The following is a 3,129-nucleotide window of genomic DNA, read 5'->3' as shown; positions in this document are numbered from 1 at the left end:
CGCGACACCAACACCCCGAACCCCGGATCACCCGCCACGCCCACCCGCAACACACCACCCGACGACAGCCCCACCACCACCTCGCCCTGACCGGTGTACCGGGCGAGCACACCCACGACACCGGCCAGCACCACCGCGCCGGCGGACTCCGCACCCGCCAGGTCGGGCAGGTTCACCGTCCGGAACTCCGACGCGGCCGGGGCCGGCCACGTTGTCGGCCGACGCAGGTCGCCCACCAGGTCGAGGCCCTCGAAGTCGGTGCCGGTCCCGGCGCCCCCCGCGGCCTGGGCCTGACCACCAACGAACCCGACAGACATGAGTCAACCTCCGATCAGGGCCGGCGCCGCCTGCAACAGGCGCGCCGGGCGAAACACCAACTCCGTGGGCGCGGGGCTGCCGCGTCCACGGCATGACGAGCAGTCCGGTGTGGACGGGGCGAGTTCAGCCGGCGGTGGGGGCCACCGCGGGTCCGGCTTCGAGGAAGCGCAGCATGTGGCCGTTCAGTTCCTCCGCGAAGCTGTACGGCAGGTAGTCGGTGCGGATGGTGACCCGCAGGAGGGCATGGTCTGCGCGGGGGAGCACCTCGACGGTGAGTCCGTTGGGCACCTCCCGGGCGTACGGGTCGACGACCTCCTCGGCCCGGCAGCCGGGCAGTTCCAGCGGAAGCACCACGTTGTCCTGGAACACGAAGGTCGGCAGGCTGGCGACCACCTCGCCGGAGAGCCCGGCGGCGGGGTCGTCGGCGGTTTCCGCGAAGGGGACGTCCTGGGCCTGCATGAGGTCGGTGATCGTCTCGTTGACCCGCAGGACCAGCTTGTCGTCCTCCGGCCCGTCGAACCGGACCCGGACGCAGTTGAGGTTCAGCCGGGTGGTGAAGGCGGAGTCGAGGACGCGGCTGCCCCGCTTCGCCACGACCATCAGCAGGCCGATGTCGTCTTGGTGGTGGACGGCGCGCAGCGCGGAGGCGAATGCGGCGACGAAGTAGCTGGAGCGGCTGAACCGCTGTTCCCGTGCCGCGCGATCCCAGCGGCGCATGACCTCGGGGGTGACGGTGACGATGTGTCCGGCCTTCGGGCCCCACGCCAGTGCCTGTTCCAGCGACGCCGTGGGCTGGCCGTGGCCCTGGCGGGGCAGGCCCCGCAACTGTTCACGCCAGTACGCCCGCTGGGCCTCCAGGTCGGCGGCCTCGCGCAGCCGGGCGTATTCGTCGTACGACTGCCGCAGCGTCGGTGCCGGCCGTTCCCAGAACGGAGTCGCACCCGACAACCGGGCCGCGTACGCGTGGCCGAGGTCGCGCACCAGCAGCGCGTACGACCAGCCGTCGAAGGCGATGTGGTGGATGCCGATGCCGAACAGGGTCCGGTTGGTGGATTTCTCGCGGATGAGGGCGGCTCGCCAGTTGCGGCCCTGGGTGTAGTCGAGTGGTTGTTGCACCGCTTCGGCGAGTTGGTCCAGGGCTTCCTGTTCGCTGGTGGCGTCGGTGAGGAGCCGGAGCTGGGGCATGCCGGGGTTTGGCGGGATGAGTGCGACGGGCGGGTCGACGCGTCGGTAGCGGGCGTGCAGTGCCTCGTGCCGGCGGTGCACGTCGCCGAGCGCGGCCATCAGCGCGCGCAGGTCCAGCTCACCCTCGATCCACCAGGTGACCGGGACGACGACCTCCAGGGGCGACATCAGGCACTTCGCCACCTGCTGCGCGAGCGGAACCGGGCCCGGGCGCTGACGGGTCTGACCGGCGGCCGGGCCGGCCTCCGTACGGCGGGGTGCGGTGGTCAGCCAGCGGCCCAGCCCCTGCGGTGTCGGCTTGCGGTGGATCTGCGACACGGGCACGACGACGTCCGCGACCTCGTCGATGCGCGTGGCCACGGCGGCCGACTGCAACGACGTGCCACCCAGGTCGAAGAAGCTGTCGCGCGTGCCGACCCGGTCGATGCCGAGGACGGTGGCGAACACCCCGGCGACGAGCCGTTCCTCGTTCGTCGTCGGCTCGACGAACTCCACGTCCAGGTCGGGGCGCTGCGAGCCGGGTTCGGGCAGTGCCCGACGGTCGATCTTCCCGGTGCCGCCGACGGGGAAGCGGTCGAGGACCATCAGCACGGCCGGGACCATGTAGGCGGGCAGGACTGCCGCCGCGTGTTCACGCAACGCGCGGACTGCCGGGACCCGCCCGTCGCGGCCGGTGACGTAGCCGATGAGGCGGGCGACGCCGCGGTCTTCGCGGCGGGTGACGACGGCGGCGCCGACGTCGGGGTGTTGGGCGAGGACGGTTTCGATTTCGCCGAGTTCGATGCGGATGCCGTTGACTTTGACCTGGTGGTCCATGCGGCCGAGGATTTCCAGGGCGCCGGTGGTGTTCCATCGGCCGAGGTCGCCGGTGCGGTAGGCGAGGCCGCCGCCGTGCGGGTCGGTGACGAAGCGTTGTGCGGTCAGCTCGGGGCGGTTGAGGTAGCCGTCGGCGACGCCGAAGCCGGTGATGAGGATTTCCCCGGGTACGCCCATGGGCATGAGGTTCAGGTTGGTGTCGACCACGCGGATCTGCCGGTTCGGCATCGGCCAGCCGATGGGCACGTACGCTCCGCCCCACCCGGCCGACGCGTCGAACCACGTGCACGCCACGGCGATCTCCGCCGGCCCGTACGCGTTCAGCACCCGCGTGCCCGCGGTCAACCATCGCTGGGCCAACTGCGGTGGGACCGCCTCACCGCCGAAGATGATGCAGCGCAGGCCGGGACAGGCCGCCGGGTCGAGCGGGGCGATGTTGGTGGCCGGCCCGAACGTGTGCGTGACGTCGTGCCGGTTGATGAGGTCGGTGAGCCGGCGCGTGTCGAGCAGGTCGTCGCGGGAGCAGACCACGACGCGACCGCCACCTGTGAGCGTGGCGAAGACTTCCCCGAACGCGGCGTCGAAGACCGGTGCCGCCGAGTGCAGCATGCGGCTGTCGGGGCCGATCGCGCCCTCGTCGGTCATCCAGGCGAGGAAGTTGGTCAGCTTGTCGTGCGACAGCACGACGCCCTTCGGGGTGCCCGTGGAGCCGGACGTGTAGATGACGAACGCCGGCGCGGAGGTGTCCACCACCGGTAGGTCGACCGGTTGGGTTGCTTCGACTGTGGGCCAGTCGTTGTCGAGGGCGAC

General features: G+C 71.4%; 2 protein-coding genes. Both read right to left on the bottom strand.

Features of this window, described 5'->3' with window-relative positions; genetic code table 11:
- Window positions 1-317: hypothetical protein (locus tag ACZ6Q9_RS34150; RefSeq protein ID WP_396831418.1), on the bottom strand; the 317-nt coding region annotated here is incomplete at its 3' end.
- A gap of 124 nt (window positions 318-441) precedes the next feature.
- Window positions 442-3,129, bottom strand: a 2,688-nt coding sequence (locus ACZ6Q9_RS34145; RefSeq protein WP_396831417.1) for an AMP-binding protein, incomplete at its 5' end; no start/stop codon positions are given.

This window comes from Micromonospora sp. NPDC049139 (genome assembly GCF_055586845.1).
Note: the sequence above shows the minus strand (reverse complement) of the source record. Positions and strands in the feature narration are given on the sequence as shown.